Source organism: Pseudomonas alkylphenolica, assembly GCF_004025535.1.
Classification (GTDB): Bacteria; Pseudomonadota; Gammaproteobacteria; order Pseudomonadales; family Pseudomonadaceae; genus Aquipseudomonas; species Aquipseudomonas alkylphenolica_A.
In genome coordinates this window covers 252,492-268,049 of sequence record NZ_QJRG01000039.1, presented here as the reverse complement: position 1 = coordinate 268,049, position 15,558 = coordinate 252,492, and the positions used below count along the sequence as shown (strand labels likewise).

13 protein-coding genes are annotated in these 15,558 nt (G+C 62.7%); 7 read left to right on the top strand and 6 right to left on the bottom strand.

What is annotated here, in order from left to right:
- The 5 genes from dmpG to DM813_RS10920 all read left to right on the top strand — a co-directional run.
- A partial coding sequence (dmpG, locus tag DM813_RS10940; RefSeq protein ID WP_128323414.1) for a 4-hydroxy-2-oxovalerate aldolase occupies positions 1 to 735 on the top strand: 735 nt, incomplete at its 5' end.
- A complete protein-coding gene (locus tag DM813_RS10935; protein WP_128323413.1) occupies positions 732 to 1,502 on the top strand; it encodes a 2-keto-4-pentenoate hydratase in 771 nt (256 codons plus the stop codon). The genes dmpG and DM813_RS10935, both read left to right, overlap by 4 nt.
- Positions 1,503 to 1,527: 25 nt before the next feature.
- The gene (locus tag DM813_RS10930) at positions 1,528 to 1,953 is read left to right on the top strand and encodes a RidA family protein (RefSeq protein ID WP_128323412.1); all 426 of its coding nucleotides are present in this window, start codon (positions 1,528 to 1,530) and stop codon (positions 1,951 to 1,953) included.
- 10 nt (positions 1,954 to 1,963) lie between these two features.
- Positions 1,964 to 2,536 carry a 3-hydroxyanthranilate 3,4-dioxygenase gene (locus tag DM813_RS10925; protein ID WP_128323411.1) on the top strand — a complete coding sequence of 191 codons (573 nt, stop codon included), beginning with the start codon at positions 1,964 to 1,966 and terminating at the stop codon, positions 2,534 to 2,536.
- Positions 2,533 to 3,519 (top strand): amidohydrolase family protein, encoded by a 987-nt coding sequence (locus DM813_RS10920; RefSeq protein ID WP_128323410.1) that lies wholly within the window; start codon positions 2,533 to 2,535, stop codon positions 3,517 to 3,519. Before DM813_RS10925 ends, DM813_RS10920 begins: the two co-directional genes overlap by 4 nt.
- 73 nt (positions 3,520 to 3,592) lie before the next feature.
- On the opposite strand, the gene DM813_RS10915 is transcribed toward DM813_RS10920, so the two are convergent.
- The 6 genes from DM813_RS10915 to kynU all read right to left on the bottom strand — a co-directional run bounded on the left by DM813_RS10915 (position 3,593) and on the right by kynU (position 12,754).
- Positions 3,593 to 5,482: a methyl-accepting chemotaxis protein gene (locus DM813_RS10915; RefSeq protein ID WP_128323409.1), complete on the bottom strand. Its 1,890-nt coding sequence runs from the start codon at positions 5,480 to 5,482 to the stop codon at positions 3,593 to 3,595.
- 90 nt (positions 5,483 to 5,572) lie between these two features.
- The gene (locus tag DM813_RS10910; RefSeq protein WP_128323408.1) at positions 5,573 to 6,634 is read right to left on the bottom strand and encodes a porin; all 1,062 of its coding nucleotides are present in this window, start codon (positions 6,632 to 6,634) and stop codon (positions 5,573 to 5,575) included.
- A 97-nt stretch (positions 6,635 to 6,731) separates the two neighbouring features.
- Positions 6,732 to 8,492: a hypothetical protein gene (locus DM813_RS10905; protein WP_128323407.1), complete on the bottom strand. Its 1,761-nt coding sequence runs from the start codon at positions 8,490 to 8,492 to the stop codon at positions 6,732 to 6,734.
- A 118-nt stretch (positions 8,493 to 8,610) separates the two neighbouring features.
- Complete coding sequence (locus tag DM813_RS10900) at positions 8,611 to 9,939, bottom strand: OprD family porin (protein WP_128323406.1); 1,329 nt, start codon at positions 9,937 to 9,939, stop codon at positions 8,611 to 8,613.
- 123 nt (positions 9,940 to 10,062) lie between these two features.
- A complete protein-coding gene (locus DM813_RS10895) occupies positions 10,063 to 11,478 on the bottom strand; it encodes an amino acid permease (protein WP_128323405.1) in 1,416 nt (471 codons plus the stop codon).
- A 31-nt stretch (positions 11,479 to 11,509) separates the two neighbouring features.
- Positions 11,510 to 12,754, bottom strand: a complete 1,245-nt coding sequence (gene kynU, locus DM813_RS10890; RefSeq protein ID WP_128323404.1) for a kynureninase — start codon at positions 12,752 to 12,754, stop codon at positions 11,510 to 11,512.
- 364 nt (positions 12,755 to 13,118) lie between these two features.
- On the opposite strand from kynU, the gene DM813_RS10885 reads away from it, so the two are divergent.
- The gene (locus DM813_RS10885; protein ID WP_128323403.1) at positions 13,119 to 14,912 is read left to right on the top strand and encodes an alpha/beta fold hydrolase; all 1,794 of its coding nucleotides are present in this window, start codon (positions 13,119 to 13,121) and stop codon (positions 14,910 to 14,912) included.
- 113 nt (positions 14,913 to 15,025) lie between these two features.
- Entirely contained in the window at positions 15,026 to 15,487 is a 462-nt protein-coding gene (locus tag DM813_RS10880; RefSeq protein WP_128323402.1) for an Lrp/AsnC family transcriptional regulator, read from the top strand.
- Positions 15,488 to 15,558: the final 71 nt, after the last annotated feature.

Sequence of the window (15,558 nt, the reverse complement as noted above, 5' to 3'; positions counted from 1 at the left end):
GCCTACAACGCCGGCGCGCGGGTAGTGCGCGTGGCCACGCACTGCACCGAAGCCGACGTGTCGAAGCAGCACATCGAGTACGCCCGCGAGCTGGGCATGGACACCGTCGGCTTTTTGATGATGAGCCACATGATCCCGGCCGAGCAGTTGGCCGCCCAGGGCAAGTTGATGGAAAGCTACGGCGCCACCTGCATCTACATGGCCGACTCCGGCGGTGCGATGAACATGCAGGACATCCGCGACCGCATGCGCGCGTTCAAGGCGGTGCTCAAGCCGGAAACCCAGGTGGGCATGCACGCCCACCACAACCTGTCCCTCGGCGTGGCCAACTCCATCGTTGCGGTAGAAGAAGGCTGCGATCGCATTGACGCCAGCCTCGCCGGCATGGGCGCCGGCGCCGGTAACGCGCCACTGGAGGTGTTTATCGCCGCTGCCGAGCGCATGGGCTGGAACCACGGCACCGACCTCTACACCCTGATGGATGCGGCCGATGACATCGTCCGTCCGCTGCAGGACCGCCCGGTACGGGTCGACCGCGAAACCCTCGGCCTCGGATATGCCGGCGTCTATTCCAGCTTCCTGCGGCACGCCGAAGTGGCCGCCGCCAAGTACGGCCTGAAGACCCTCGATATCCTTGTCGAACTGGGCAAGCGCCGCATGGTCGGCGGCCAGGAAGACATGATCGTCGACGTCGCCCTCGACCTGTTGGCCCAGCGCCCGGAGAACCGCCCATGAGTACCGACATCACCCGCATTGCCACCGCACTCGACCAGGCGGCACGGCATGCCCGGCCGCTGGCCCAATTCAGCGTCGAATCCCCCTTCTCGCTGGACGACGCCTACCGTATCCAGCGCGCTGCCATGCAGCGCCGCTACGACGACGGCGAACGCTGCATTGGCATCAAGCTGGGTTTCACCAGCCGCGCCAAGATGATCCAGATGGGCGTTGACAGCCTGATCTGGGGCTGGCTCACCGATGCCATGCTGGAAGAGGACGGCGGCCTGGTCGACCTGGCGCGCTACATCCACCCACGCGTCGAGCCGGAGGTCTGTTTCCTGACACGCCGGGACATCGACCGCCCACTGACCCTGCTGGAAGCAGCGGACTACGTGGAGGCAGTGGCGCCAGCACTGGAAATCATCGACTCGCGCTACCAGGCCTTCAAGTTCAGCCTGGAGGATGTGGTGGCGGACAACTGCTCCTCCTCCGGCTTGACTGTCGGCCCCTGGTCGCGAGATTTCTCCGCGTTGACCAATGCTGGCGTGGTGATGCGCCTGGACGGCCGTGCGGTACAGGTTGGTTCTACCGCCGCGATTCTCGGCCAGCCACTGCGTAGCCTGGTGCAAGCCTCGCGCCTGCTGCATGACGCCGAACGGGTGCTGCCAGCCGGCAGCCTGGTGATGGCCGGTGCCGCTACCGCCGCCGAAGCGCTGCGCCCGGGCGTGCATGTCAGCGTCGAAATTCAGGGCTTGGGCGAAAGCAGCTTCAGCGTGCGCTCCTGACCCGAACCCAAAAAGGAAAAGCATCATGAGTGACAACCGCGCAACCGTCGTCGCCGGCAAGGCCAAGCCCCGCGGCCGCTTCCCTCACATCAAGCGCGCCGGTGACTTTCTGTACGTTTCAGGCACCAGCTCGCGCCGCCCGGACAACAGCTTCGTCGGCGTCGAAGTGGATGAAATGGGCACCACCAACCTGGACATCCGCGCGCAAACCCGCGCGGTGATCGAGAACATCCGCGACATTCTCGCCAGCGAGAACGCCAGCCTCGCCGACCTGGTGGAGATCAGTACCTTCCTGGTCGATATCAACGACTTCGGCGGCTACAACCAGGTCTATGCCGAGTACTTCGACGAAACCGGGCCGACCCGCACCACGGTCGCCGTACACCAACTGCCGCACCCGCACCTGCGCATCGAGATCAAGGCCATCGCCTACGCGCCCCGCACACGCTGAGAGAATAATAATGGACAAGCACCGCTTCAGCCCGCCGCTCAACTTCAATCGCTGGATCGAAGACCACGCCCATCTGCTCAAGCCACCGGTGGGTAACCAGCAGGTCTGGCAGGACAGCGACTTCATGGTCACCGTGGTCGGCGGCCCAAACCAGCGCACCGACTTCCACGACGACCCGGTGGAAGAGTTCTTCTACCAGTTCAAGGGCAACGCCTACCTGAACATATGGGACCGCGGCCGTTATGAGCGCGTGGACCTGAAGGAAGGCGATATCTATCTGATGGCGCCACACGTCATCCACTCACCGCAGCGCCCGGAAGCCGGCAGCCTTTGCCTGGTCATCGAACGCCAGCGCCCGGCGGGCCTGCACGACGCCCTGCAATGGTCATGCGCGCGCTGCGGCACAGTGATCCTGCGCTACACGATGCAGCTGGAAAGCATCGTTGCCGACCTGCCACCGGTGTACGAGCGCTTCTACGCCACCAGCGACGAAGAGCGTCGCTGCACCGAGTGCGGTGACATCCATCCCGGCCGTGACTGGCAGACCTGGCACCAGACCCTGAGTGAGTTCCACCCGGTATGAAAATAGACATCCACTCCCATTTTTTCCCAAAAATCAGCCAGAGCGAAGCGGCTCGCCTGAGCCCCGAACGTGCCCCCTGGCTGCACACTGACGGCCGTCAGGGCCAGATCATGCTTGGCGACAAGCCGTTTCGCCCGGTGCACGACGTACTCTGGGACCCGGTGCGCCGCCTCGAGCACCTGGACGAGCAGGGCCTGGATGTCCAGGTCATGTGCGCTACGCCCGTTATGTTCGGCTACGACCAGCCCATTGAACGCGCCCTCCCCTGGGCGCAACTGATGAACGACCGCGCGGTGGAAATGGCTGCCCATGCCCCGGACCGCCTCAAGGTGCTGGCCCAGGTTCCGCTGCAGGACATCGACGCGGCCTGCCGCGAAGCCAGCCGCGCCAAGGCCTGCGGTCACATCGGTGTGCAGATCGGCAACCATGTCGGTAACAATGACCTGGACCACGATGGTCTGGTGACCTTCCTGCACCATTGCGCCAACGAAGGCATCCCGCTGCTGGTCCACCCATGGGACATGATGGGCCACGACCGCATGAAGAAATGGATGCTGCCCTGGCTGGTCGCCATGCCGGCGGAAACCCAGCTCGGCATCCTCTCGCTGATTCTCTCCGGCGCCTTCGAAACCCTGCCCAAGTCCCTGCGCCTGTGCTTTGCCCATGGCGGCGGCGGCTTCGCCTTCCTGCTTGGGCGTGTCGACAACGCCTGGCGCCACCGTGACATCGTTCGCGAGGACTGCCCCAACCTGCCCTCCAGCTACGTCAAGCGTTTCTACGTCGACTCCGCCGTGTTCGACCCGGGCTCGCTCAAGCTGCTGGTGGATGTGATGGGGGCTGATCGCGTGATGCTCGGCTCTGATGCGCCGTTTCCACTGGGAGAGCAGCAAATCGGCGCAGGCGTGCTGGAGCACCCGGCACTGTCTGATAGCGACAAGCAGCGCATTGTCGCCGGCAACGCCCGAGAGTTTTTCACTCTCTGATCTACTTTGGTTAGGCCACTTGGCCATTGGGCCCATATCCACGATCGGATATGGGCTTTTTTTATGCGCGGCCTCAGACTCGGAAACTGCCTACCAGTTGCTGCAGGCGCCTGGCTTGGCGCTCAAGATCGGCGCAGGCACCCAGGGTGGTACGTAGATTTTCCACACCATCCAGGTTGAGGCTGGTGATTTCGCTGATGTCCAGGTTCAACGAATCGACCACGGCAGTCTGCTCCTCGGTGGCGGTGGCTACCGACTGGTTCATGGCATCGATCTCGACGATGTGCCGGGTCACATTGGCCAGGCGCTCTCCAGCCTTGTTGCCGATTTCCACACTCTGCTCGCTGTAGCGCTGGCTCTCGACCATGGTGGCCACCGCCTCGCCCGCACCGGCTTGCAGGGTATTGATCATCGAGTGAATCTCTTGCGCCGACTGCCGGGTGCGTTGCGCCAGGCCGCGCACCTCATCAGCGACGACGGCGAAACCACGACCGGCCTCGCCGGCGCGGGCGGCTTCGATGGCGGCATTGAGGGCCAGCAGGTTGGTCTGTTCAGAAATCCCTTTGATCACCTCAAGGATCTGGCCGATGTTTTCCGTCTTGCTGTTGAGCTGCTCGATGTTGGCGCAGGAGGTGCTGATTTTCGCCGACAGTTCGTTCATCGCGGCAAGGGTGCGTTCAACCACCTGCCGGCCGTCTTCGGCCTGATGGCGGGCGTCCGAGGCCTGATACGAGGCGTCGGCAGCGTTGCGGGCGATTTCCTGGGCCGCGGCAACCAGTTCGTTGATCGCCGCGGCGACGTTGCTGGTGCGATTGGCCTGCTTGGCGGAATTGACCATCGACGCGTTGGAGGTATCGACCACCAGCTTGGCCACGTCGTTAAGCTGGCGGGTTGCCGAGGACACCTCGCGAATCGAGCCGTGGATACGCTCGACAAAACGATTGAAGGCCTCGGCCAGCTCGCCAAATTCATCCCTGGCCTGCATCGTCAGGCGCTTGGTGAGGTCGCCTTCGCCCTGGGCGATGTCCTGCATGGCGCGGCGCATAGTGTGCAGCGGCCGCATCAGCACGCGGATCAGCATACTCAGCAAGAGGATGATGCAGACCACGGCAACCAGTGTGGCAAACAGCGCCGAGGTGCGGAACTCACTGAGCATGGCGTAGGCCTTGTCCTTGTCCATCGAGATACCCACGTACCAGTCCACCGTCGGCAAGCCGCGTACCGGTGCGAAGGTCAGAATGCGCGTGCCTTCGGCGGACTCGACTTCGCTGAAGTCGGCGTTCGGTGACAGGGCATCTTGCGGATAAAGGTCACGAAGGTTCTTCATCACCTTGTCCTGCTCCGGGTGCACCAGCACCTTGCCATCGGCGCTGACCAGGAAGGCGTAGCCGATGCCGTCGAAATCCAGGGCGTTAATGATTTTCACCAGGGTGCCCAGGCTCAGGTCGCCAGCCACCACACCCTGCAGTTGCTTTTGTTGCCAGACCGGCACGGCGATGGTCAGCATCAGCTGGCTGTCAGTTGCATCCCGATAAGGCTCGGTGACAACCGTGCCCTGGCTATCCCGAGCCACCTGATACCAGGGGCGCAGACGCGGGTCGTAACCCTCGGGAGGAGGATCATCCGTCGACATCTGGAACGTGCCATCGGCGCGCCCGAGATAGGCATAGGCGAAACTGTCGCGGATTACCTGCAAGGCCAGGTTCTTGCTGGCATCCTGCTCGACGCCTTGTTGAACAATGCCCTGCGCGGCTTGCTCGATCAGAGCCTGGCGCCCGCCCAGCCAGTGCTGCACGGTGTTGGCGGCCTGCCAGGCGGCATTTTGCACTTGGCTCTGCAGAGTGCCACCGAGTGCGCGTTGCAGGCGTGAATCGTTGTAAAGGGTGAATGCACTGAAACTGGCGATCACCAGCAGTGAGGTGGCCAGCAGCAGCTTGCTGCCAAAGCCGAAGGAGCGGGTCATGGGAGGCTTCCGGTCAGAAGGCTGGACGCTCGTGCGGCCGCCCAGCCCGGAAAAAGGCACCTCCCCGGCGCTTACCGGGGAGGCAGGGCTTTAAAACTTGATGCGCACGCCGAGCTGCATGCCTTGCGGATTCTCGTTCGGCAGCGGGCTGTCCAGGCTCCAGCTGACCGGATAGCGGACCTCGCTGTCACGGGTGTGATGGATGTAAGCGTAAACCCCGTAAAGATCGATGTTTTTGTCGTAGTTGTAGATGTAACCGAGGCTGATCGCAGCGGCATCACTCAGCGCTTCATCCTTGCGGTCGTCCTTGTAGATGAAGCTGACCGTGGCATTGTGCTTATTACCGAAGTTGTGGCGCATGCCGAGCTGCAGGTCGTTGCCATTGGAGGCAAAATCCACCCAGGGGGCGTAGGCGTAATAGCCTACGTAGCGGTGGTAAACCGCCGAAAGATCTGTCTTGCCCATGCTGTACACCACGGTCAGGTAAGCGTCGGTGGACTGCTCCATGGTGTGTTTGTCCCAGAGGTTGCGCTGGTACTTGCGGTCCACGGCAGCCGAGAAATACCAGGGGCTGTCGGTCCAGCGATCCACCGCGACGCTGATGACCTGCCCATCGCGGCTGCCATCGTCCTCACCTTCGCTGACGCCACCGCGGAACTCGAAACCATTCATTCGCGGGCTGATGTACATCAGCAGGCCGTCTTCACGCCACGGCGCGTAGAACACCATCACGTTGCTGATCAGACTGTAATCGTTGTTGTACAGCGGGTCGGCATAGCCATATGCGTTGGCGGACGGGGTATCCCGACGGCCCGCACTCAGCGTTCCCCAGTTCTTGGAAATGACCTCGAAGTAGGTCTCGCGCTTGCCGATGTCGTCATCAGAATGCGGGTTGTACTGGGCCTGATAGATCCAGTTCAGCGACAGGTCGTCGGTGACCGCTTCCTGCATATGCAGTTGCAGACGGTTCGCGCTCAAGCCACCCCCGTTGGCACGTTCCTCGGTGTGACCGCCAGACTTGGCCACCTCATAGTTGACGTCGATGACCCCGGAAAGGTCGATAACGTCTATGCCCGAAACGTCCTGAAGGTCAGCGATGTCCGCGCAGGCGTAGCCACTCACCAGCGGCAGAGCGAGTATAAGTTTACGCATTGGATGCTCCGATAGAACAAGTAGAGGCTCGCGACAGCACTCCCCTGCTGTCGCGGCCTGATTTCTTATTAGGTATTACTGTTCTTGCGGGGCTGGATCAGTCCCGAGGCGGCCACGTCTTCGTCGGTGCCGTGAAGCTCGGCTCACCCAGCAATGGAGTCGACAGCGCATAGAAGCCGTGGTTGGTGAAGACCCAGATCAGGTTGCGGTCATACTCGGTGTAGGTGCCATGGGTGAGGTTGCCCATGGCCCAGCTCACTACGTTCTTGGTGTCGTACGGCGGCACGAAGTAGGCACCGATGGTCGGTTTGTCCGGGTTACGCACATCGAACACCTGCACACCGGCGTTGTAGTAAGCGAACGGCAGAATGCCGTCACGCGAAATCCCGGGCTGGGTGTAGTAGCCAGTGCGCTTCGGACCAAAGCTGCCCTTGCGCTGGCAGTAGTCAGTGAACCCGGCGTCGGCTGGCGGCGTCGGCAGCGGCAACTTGTGTTTGATGACCGGCTTGGTCGGGTCGCTCACATCCACGGCGTAAATAGGCTTCTCTGCCTCGTAGCAATCCTCGGTCAGCGGGTAGCCGCTGAAGTAGATAAGCCCGGTCTTCTCCACCTGGCTCACATCGATGGCGTCGCCTTCGGTACCGGCCACACTGACCGGGAATTCGAGATGGCCAACCACCTTGAGGTTTGCCGAATCGGTGATGTCGACCACGTACAGGCCCATGCCACCCATGGCCGCATAACCGTACTTGCCGCCCTGCTCGACCGGTTTAGGAATGAACAGCGCCGCACGCGACCCCATCCACGACGCACGGTTGCCGGAGCGCGGGTTGGCCTTGAACGCAGCCTCGTGCTCAGGATCGCCGATGATCTGGCCGGGGACGGTCAATACATCGAGCAGCTTGGGGTTGCTCGGGTCGGACATGTCCCAGGACTGATAGCCGGAGTTGTACAGATCGTTGGGGTATTCAGTGAGTGCGTAGTTGTCGCTGGGTGCGGCCCCCACGTACATCACGTCGCCGCCGAAATAGGCGGGAATATCGCGTGCTCCGGAGCCTTGTTGCTCGCCGATCGGCGCATCCGGATGCTCAATGTCGGTGGTGCGAGTGGCGATCAGCTTCCAGTCCTGGGGCAGCGGGCCATTCATCTCGTAGACCTTGAAGCCTTTGAGGTGCTTGGATTTGCGGATGGCTTCAACCTTGTCCGGCTCGCGATATTTGTCGCTCAGGACGCCGAAACGGCGGATCTCGAAAGACTGCACCATGATGTTCTTGCCGAGCTTCTTGTTCCACTGGATCGACGCGGCGCCGAAGTAGTCGTCTGCCGGGTAGGGGTTGACCTCCTTGCCCGGACCTTCCGGCCCCCAGGGTGCGCCCTTGGACAGCACGACCTTAACGTCCTTGGGATTGGTGATATCAAAGATCTTCATGTCGCGGCGCACGTACTGGTAGAGGTAGCGCTTGCCGTCGAAGTCGACAATGTTCTGCCACGTGTGGAAGGGCTCGACCGCGATCGGGTAGTAAGCCTCCACTTTCATGTTCTTGATGTAGCTCTTGGTATCCCAGTGATCCAGCTCGCCGGGGAATGGCTTGCCTTCATGGGAGAAGGGCGTGGCTACCGGCCAGATGAATTTGCCAGTGGCCTTGTCCATGCCATAGCTGCCGGGTGCCGGTGCCGGCGGAATACGCTCCGGGCCCAGTTCGGTCAGACGCTTGACGATGGGATCGGTGATGTTCACAGGCGCATGCTCTTCGGCATGCAGGCTTGCACTGGCGATCAGCCCGAGCGCCAGCGAAAGTGCCAGACGGCTGCGTACTAATGGTTTAGTGGGTTTAACAGAGATCAGCCTTGTTTTCATTATTTGCTCCGTTTGGTGATGCCTCTGGGGCACTCTTTGTTTTCCACAATTTTCGGAATCCCTTCCGACCAACTCCCTTGTGCGCGTTGCCCACGAACGGGCCGCCTCACGATCGGTGCTAGAAAATCTCCAGTGGGTAATCGGTGATTAGCCGAAAGTCGTCGAGGTCGCCTGAGCCCTGCCCGGCATCGGCACGATGCCAGGCCTGGCGCAGGCGCACGCTCAGCCCTTTGGCCGGGCCGGTGCTCAGCACGTAGCGAAGCTCCACATTGGTTTCCTGGTGCGAGCCGTCATTGCCATAGCGACCGGCGTAGGGACTGCCTTGCGCAATCGCGCGGCCATCGATCTGGTCGCCCTGGACGTAGCGCACCATCATCGAGGCGCCGGGCAGGCCCCAGCCGGCGAACGCGTAGTCGTAGCGGACCTGCCAGGAGCGCTCGTGGGGCCCGTTGAAGTCGGAGAACTGGGCCGAATTCGGTAGCCAGATCGAGGCGCCCTGGTCGTTACCGTTACGCCCATTGCGATCGTTGTCGCCCACCCCCAGGTAATCGAAGGGCGTATCGCCGCGAACCTTCTGTAGCCCGAGCAGGAAACGATGATTGCCCTGGCGCAAGTAGCTCGAGGCACCCAGGGTCAGGTTGTCGATCTCGCCGGCGCGTGCGGCGCCGGTTTCGCTGGTACGGTACAGCGTCAGGTTCAGCCCCACTTCGCGCGCCTCGCCGAGCGGGAAGCGCGAGTCGAGGTTGGCGTAGCCCTGGTACCAGAGGTCTTCGAATTTCGAGCCGTAGAGCGCCAGGGAATGCCCCGGCGCCCACTGCCACGTGCCACCTACATAGCTCGCACTCGGCGTGGTGACTTCGGCCATGACCGCCCAGAGGTCACCGTCGGCGTTGGTGGTCACCGGGCTGGTGGCCGAGGTGAAATGGCCAGCCTGAAGATCCAGATCGTCACGCTCGCGGCTGCGCAGGGACAGACCGGTGGCGGTCTGCGGCACGATGCGGAAGTGGCTGACACCGAACACCGGGGTATCCGGACGCTGCTCGCCAACCTTGAGCTCGGTCTTCGACAGCCGCAGCTTGAGTGCCGCACCACCTTTGCCGTACTCGTCGGCGGGCTCGCCATTATCGTGCACCGGCAGGTTTCGGGTGCCGGTTTTACCTGCCGAGGCATCCAGTTTCAGACCTTGATAGACGAATGCATCCAGGCCGAGCCCAAGGGTGCCGGGAGTGAAACCGGAGGCAAAATCCAGGTTGATGCCCTGGGTCCAGTCACGCTGGTCGGGGCGACCCTCTTCTTTGCTGCGGTTGAAGTACGAGTTGCGTAGCAACAGCCTGAGGTGGCTGTCCTCGACAACACTGCTCCAGCCTTCGGCAGACACTGCTGCCGCAAAGGCCGGCACCGCCAGCAGGCAAGGACTCAGGAGCAGGGTTGATCGGAACACGCGCATAACATCCTCGTACGACTGAGTGCTCAAAAGGGGCGGGCAAGCCGAACCCGTCAGGCGCCACAGCGCCCGGGAACTTGTTCTTCAGGGAATGGGCGGCCCGATCACCAGATCGGGCCGTTGGACTCAGCGCCGGATCGGCAGCGGGCTGGGCACCTCACCGTCGACAGCACGGGATTTGCGATAACGCAGCGCGTAGATCAGCCCCATCAGCAGCAGGAAGGGCACCCCGCAGACCAGCGTCAAGGCGAACTCCTCGGTGAACAGCGTGGTCAGCATCACCGCCAGCATCAGCAGCAGTCCGGCCAGGCTGGTCCAGGGGTAGCCCCACAGGCGGAACTCCAGGGACTTGGCGTCGTGGCAGCGGCGAAAGAACAGGTGGGTGAGGAAGATCCCGGCCCACGTGAACATGGCCCCGAACATGGCGATCGACATCATCAGGGTGAACGCGTCCTTCGGGTAAGCGAGGTACAGCAGGCATCCCAGACCGATCCCCACCGACGACAGCAGCAGGGCCGGCAGCGGCACGCCACGACGGCTCACCCGGCCGAAAAGCGCCGGTGCCTGGCCGGCACGCGCCAGGCTGAACATCAACCGCGAGGTGATGTACAGCTGGCTGTTCATCGCCGACAGCGCCGCGATCAGGACCACCGCGTTGAACACCGCTCCGGCATAAGGTACGCCGGTCGCGTGCATGACCAGGACAAACGGGCTCTGGCCACCGTTGTTCTGCCCCCAGGGCAGGATCGCCAGTACCAGCGCGAGGGTCAGCAGGTAGAACACCACCAGGCGCACCATCGTGATTCGGAAGGCGCGGGTGACCGCACGTTTGGGGTCCTTGGCCTCGCCCGCCGCCACTGCGATCATCTCGATGCTGAGGTAGCTGAAGAACGCCACGATGACCGCTACCCAGGTGCCCCAGTAGCCGTTGGGGAAAAAGCCGCGGTCGCTGGTGTAGTTGGCGAAGCCGATGCCCGAGTCCGCTGGCGCGCCATACACCACCCAGGCCCCGAGCAGGATGAAAGCGACGATGGCGCATAGCTTGAGCAACGAGAACAGGTACTCGATGGCGCCGAATACCTTGACGCTGAGCACGTTGGCCAGCACCAGCGCCGCCGAGAAGCTGAGCATCCAGTAACCGCCCGGCACGTCCGGGAACCAGTACTTCATGTACATGGCCGCCGCAGTGATCTCGGTGCCCACTGCGAAGACGATCGACGCCCAGTAGGCATAGCGGATCAGGAAGCCGAACCAGGGCGCCACGTAGAACTCGGCGAAGGAGCCGAAGGAACCCGAGGTCGGGTGGCGCACGGTCATTTCCGCCAGGCAGCCCATAAGCAGCAGCGCGATCACCGCACCGACGGCGTAACTCAGCAGCACGCTGGGGCCAGCGAAGCCGATGGCAAAGCCGCTGCCGAGGAACAGCCCGGTGCCGATTGCACCGCCGATGGCGATCATCGACAGCTGGCCGCTGCTCAGGCTTTGTTTCAGGCCCTGCTCGCGCTGGACCAGGTTATCGAAAGAGCTTGTTATTTTTGTCATGTTCGAGTGCTCAGGTCTGGTCAAGAAGGGATCAGGTCACCGATTTCCTGGCGATGAACTCCGGAGCGTTCCATTCGCCGCTTTCGAGAACCGAGCGCAGCGCCTGGACGCTGTCCCAGACGTTCACGTAGCTGTTGTAGAGCGGGGCGAAGCCAAAGCGCAGGATGTCCGGGGCACGGAAGTCGCCGATCACCCCACGGGCAATCACTGCCTGCATCACCGGGTAGGCATTGGCATGTGCCAACGACACCTGGCTGCCGCGCTCGGCGGCATCGCGCGGCGAGCGCAGCTCCACGCCCAGGCCGACCAGCTGCTCATCGCAGAGTTTGATGAACAGATCGCACAGCGCCACGCTCTTGTTACGCAGCACCTGCATGTCGACGCCCTCGAACATCTCCAGCGCCGCTTCCAGGGCGAGGATTCCCAGCTGCGGCGCAGTGCCTACCAGCATGCGGTCGATGGTCGGATGCGCTTCGTAGTCGTGGGTAAAATCGAACGGCCGGGCATGCCCGTGCCAGCCGGTCAGCGGCTGACGGACATGGGGGATGTGGCGTTCGGCGACATACACGAAGGCCGGCGCGCCGGGACCGCCGTTCAGGTATTTGTAGCCGCAACCGACAGCGAAGTCGGCCTGCACACCGTTCAGATCGATCGGCATGGCACCGGCGGAATGACACAGGTCCCAGACTACCAGGGCGCCCACTTCGTGGGCACGGGCAGTGATCGCAGCCATATCGTAGCGGCGCCCGGACTTGTAGTTCACATGGGTCAGGGAGAGGATCGCGACCTCTTCATTGAGCGCCGCCAGCACCTCGTCAGGCTCAACGCAGCGCAACTCGCAACCGGTCAGCTCGGCCACACCGGAGGCGACATAGACGTCGGTAGGAAAGTTGCCCCGCTCGCCGAGGATTACCTTGCGGCCCGGGCGCATGCGAGTAGCCGCCACCAGCACCTTGAACAGGTTGATGGAAGTGGAATCGGCGACGATCACCTCGTTGGCCTGCGCACCGACCAGCCGGGCAATCTTGCCGCCGGTGCGCTGTGGCGCCGGATACCAGTCGGCATCGTTCCAGGAACGGATCAGTCCCTTCGCCCACTCCTGCTTCAGCACCTGCTCAATGCGTGCCGGCACATGGGCTGGCATCGCCCCCAGGGAGTTTCCATCGAGATAGATCTCATCGGCCGAAAGGTCAAACCGGGCACGCGATGCGCCAAGCGGATCATCATGATCGAGACGTTCGAAATGCTCTCGGGTGAGCGGTGCGGACAAGGTCATTGTGGGCCTCTTGTATTTATTTTTCTGGAAAGGGGCGGCGATCGCTGGCCGATGAAACGAAGGCCGGGCAAAGGCTCACAACCAGTACCGCTCGTCGCCCCTAAGTGCGTGGCGACGATACTACTCCCGCCTTGGAATTACTTAAAAATAGAAAGAAGGCGCGCGACTATTACACTCGGTAATACATAGGGGACAGACCAGGATGCGTCCGTAACTATCCCGCTGCCATCCGTTCAACTCGTCGGTCCGCAAATCCGCTGTCATGAAGTGAAAAATCGCTGACGTGCGATGCGAAGTTGCCGTTGCCACTGCTGCCCTAGAGTCGGAGCACAACAACACCGCGCCCGGAAACACGAGAGCCGTCATGAGCAGATCCACCCGCACCAGCGAGACCGCAACTTCCACCCAGCGCCCCCCGGCGACCGGCCGAAAGCCTCGCGCCCGCAAGCGTGAAAAGCTTCCGGACGACACCCAGCAACAGGAACTGATTGGCACCGCTGCCAACCAGACCCTCGCCGGTAATCCGCTGGTCAGCGTGCGCGCGGCAGACCTCGCCAGCTCGGCCGGTTACCTGCTCAAGGCCGTGGGCAAGTCGCCGCTCAAAGCGGGTGCTCATCTGGGTGGTTACCTGAAGGCCCTGCGCGGTATCGTCGGCGGTAACTCCAGCATCGCCCCGGACCCAAAGGACAAGCGCTTTGCCGATCCGGCCTGGCAATCCAACGCCTTCCTGCGCGCGCTGCTGCAGAGCTACCTGGCCGGTCAAAGTGAACTGACTCGCTTCATCGATTACACCGACCTTGCGCCGATGGAAAAAAGCCGCGCCCGGTTCGTGGCGGCGCTGCTGGCCGATGCACTGGCACCGAGCAACTCGCCGCTGACCAACCCGGCGGCGCTGCGCAAGCTGGTGGACACCGGCGGCATGAGCCTGGCCAGGGGCGCTCGTCAATTCGGCCAGGACATGCTGCACAACCGCGGGCTGCCGCAGCAAGTCGACAGCACGCCGTTCAAGGTGGGCGAAAACATCGCCACGGCCAAGGGCGAAGTGGTGTTTCGCAACGAGATGTTCGAGCTGCTGCAGTTCGCGCCCACCACCGCCAATGTCTATGCCCGCCCCTTGGTGATGTCGCCGCCGCAGATCAACAAGTACTACGCCATCGACCTCGCACCGGAAAAGAGCCTGATCAAGTGGATTCAGGACAGCGGCGTGAACCTCTTCGTCATCAGCTGGCGCAACCCTACCCGCGAACACCGCGACTGGGGCTTGTCCGAATACGCGCTGTGCCTCGACCAGGCCGTGGACGTGGCATGCAAGGTCACCGGCAGCCCGGATGTGAACATGTGGGGATCCTGCTCGGGCGGTATCACCCTGGCCGCCTACCTGGGCTGGCTGGCAGCCCGTGGCGAAGGCCACAAGGTAGCCAACACCAGCTGGGCTGTGTGCGTGCTCGACATGCCCTCGGCGCTGGACGACACCACCCTGGGGCTGTTCACCACCCCGTCCGCCCTGCGCGCAGCCAAGGCCAGCTCCCGGCGCAAGGGGGTGCTGAGCGGCCAGGGCATGGCCAGCATGTTCGCCTGGATGCGGCCCAACGACCTGATCTGGAACTACTGGGTCAACAACTACCTGCTGGGCAACAAGCCGCCGGCCTTCGACATCCTGGCCTGGAACAACGACACCACGCGCCTGCCCGCGCAACTGCACGCGGACTACCTCGACCTGATCCAGCAGAACCCCTACAGCAACCCGGGCACCCTGGAGATTGCCGGCGAGTCGATCGACATGACTCAGGTGCAGGTCGGTGCCTATGTGGTTGGCGGCACCACCGACCACATCACCCCCTGGCAGGGTTGCTACGGCACGGCCAGGCTGTTTGGCGAAGACACCACCTACGTGCTGTCCAACGCCGGCCACCTGCAGAGCCTGGTGAACCCGCCGGGCAACCCCAAGTCGTTCTACTACGCCGCACCGGCCGCTGCCGAGACCCCGGAAGACTGGCTGCAGAACGCAGGGGAGCGCCAGCAAGGCAGTTGGTGGCTGCATTGGCGCGAATGGATCGGCGAGCGCTCGGGCGACAGCCAGCCAGCGCCGAAGAAGCTTGGCTCACGCAAGTACCCGCCCCTGTGCCCTGCACCTGGTACCTATGTCATGGAGCGTTGAGGGCACGCTGTTCTGCCGTTAGACAGTGAGCCGAATAGTAAGCACAATCGGCTCAAACAACCGCAGAACGCAATGCATACGCTGCCTTGTGCAGCGTTCGCCTGAGACCTTACATGCCTGAAACCCGCCCCGCCGCCCTCGACGAAATTGACCGCCAGCTGATCGCACTGCTGCAGATAAACGCCCGTGAAAGCGTCGCCATGCTCGCTCGTCAGCTGGGCATTGCACGCACCACGGTGACATCACGCCTGGCGCGCCTGGAGAAGACCAAGGTCATCAGCGGCTACGGTGTACGCCTGGGTCAGCGCGTCATTGATGGCGGCCTGCAGGCCTATGTGGGGATCACCGTGCAACCGCGCTCAGGCAAGGACGTTGTACGCCGCCTCAGTGCGATGGGACAGATCCAGCAGTTGTGTGCTGTGAGCGGGGAATTCGACTACGTGGCGTGGCTGCGCAGCGACTCGCCGGAACAGCTGGACCAGTTGCTCGATCAGATCGGCAGCGTCGACGGTGTCGAGAAAACCACCACCTCGATCATCCTCAGCAGCAAGGTCGATCGCGGCCAGCCGGTCTGATCGGCCATTCAGGTCAATATGCATCGTTGTTTCGTCACAACGACCAAAAACCCCACAAAACGACGACACTC

What these genes read in the sequence shown, in the direction of transcription:
- DM813_RS10935 (WP_128323413.1), top strand. Translation starts at nt 732, where the DNA reads ATGAGTACCGACATCACCCGCATTGCCACCGCACTCGACCAGGCGGCA.
- DM813_RS10930 (WP_128323412.1), top strand. Translation starts at nt 1,528, where the DNA reads ATGAGTGACAACCGCGCAACCGTCGTCGCCGGCAAGGCCAAGCCCCGC.
- DM813_RS10925 (WP_128323411.1), top strand. Translation starts at nt 1,964, where the DNA reads ATGGACAAGCACCGCTTCAGCCCGCCGCTCAACTTCAATCGCTGGATC.
- DM813_RS10920 (WP_128323410.1), top strand. Translation starts at nt 2,533, where the DNA reads ATGAAAATAGACATCCACTCCCATTTTTTCCCAAAAATCAGCCAGAGC.
- DM813_RS10915 (WP_128323409.1), bottom strand. Translation starts at nt 5,482, where the DNA reads ATGACCCGCTCCTTCGGCTTTGGCAGCAAGCTGCTGCTGGCCACCTCA.
- DM813_RS10910 (WP_128323408.1), bottom strand. Translation starts at nt 6,634, where the DNA reads ATGCGTAAACTTATACTCGCTCTGCCGCTGGTGAGTGGCTACGCCTGC.
- DM813_RS10905 (WP_128323407.1), bottom strand. Translation starts at nt 8,492, where the DNA reads ATGAAAACAAGGCTGATCTCTGTTAAACCCACTAAACCATTAGTACGC.
- DM813_RS10900 (WP_128323406.1), bottom strand. Translation starts at nt 9,939, where the DNA reads ATGCGCGTGTTCCGATCAACCCTGCTCCTGAGTCCTTGCCTGCTGGCG.
- DM813_RS10895 (WP_128323405.1), bottom strand. Translation starts at nt 11,478, where the DNA reads ATGACAAAAATAACAAGCTCTTTCGATAACCTGGTCCAGCGCGAGCAG.
- kynU (WP_128323404.1), bottom strand. Translation starts at nt 12,754, where the DNA reads ATGACCTTGTCCGCACCGCTCACCCGAGAGCATTTCGAACGTCTCGAT.
- DM813_RS10885 (WP_128323403.1), top strand. Translation starts at nt 13,119, where the DNA reads ATGAGCAGATCCACCCGCACCAGCGAGACCGCAACTTCCACCCAGCGC.
- DM813_RS10880 (WP_128323402.1), top strand. Translation starts at nt 15,026, where the DNA reads ATGCCTGAAACCCGCCCCGCCGCCCTCGACGAAATTGACCGCCAGCTG.